The organism is Algoriphagus aestuariicola, from assembly GCF_017254835.1.
Lineage (GTDB): Bacteria > Bacteroidota > Bacteroidia > Cytophagales > Cyclobacteriaceae > Algoriphagus > Algoriphagus aestuariicola.
This window is the reverse complement of sequence record NZ_JAFKCW010000058.1, coordinates 1-290: the sequence shown is the minus strand read 5'-3', so window position 1 is coordinate 290 and position 290 is coordinate 1. Positions and strand designations below refer to the sequence as shown.

Here is a 290-nt window from a genome sequence, read left to right as displayed (position 1 = left end):
AACTTCCATTGCTTATTTTGCTCTCTATTCTTGTTGTGTTCATGGTGCTGGCAGCCCTTTATGAAAGTTGGGCAACCCCTTTTGCCGTGATGTTGGTTGTGCCGTTGGGGCTTATCGGTGCGGTTTGCGCAGTCTTCATTGCTGACATGTCAAATGATGTGTTTTTTAGAGTCGGAATGATAACGATCATCGGGCTTTCTACTAAAAACGCCATTTTGATTATTGAGTTCGCCAGACAACTACGAATGCAAGGCATGGATATTTTTTCCGCAATATTGCTGGCATCCCGG

Annotated in this window: 1 protein-coding gene; it reads left to right on the top strand. The window is 44.5% G+C overall.

All coding sequences use genetic code 11. The features are described from left to right. Positions 1 to 290 (top strand): efflux RND transporter permease subunit (locus J0A67_RS22805; protein WP_206571691.1); only part of this gene is annotated, 290 nt, incomplete at both ends.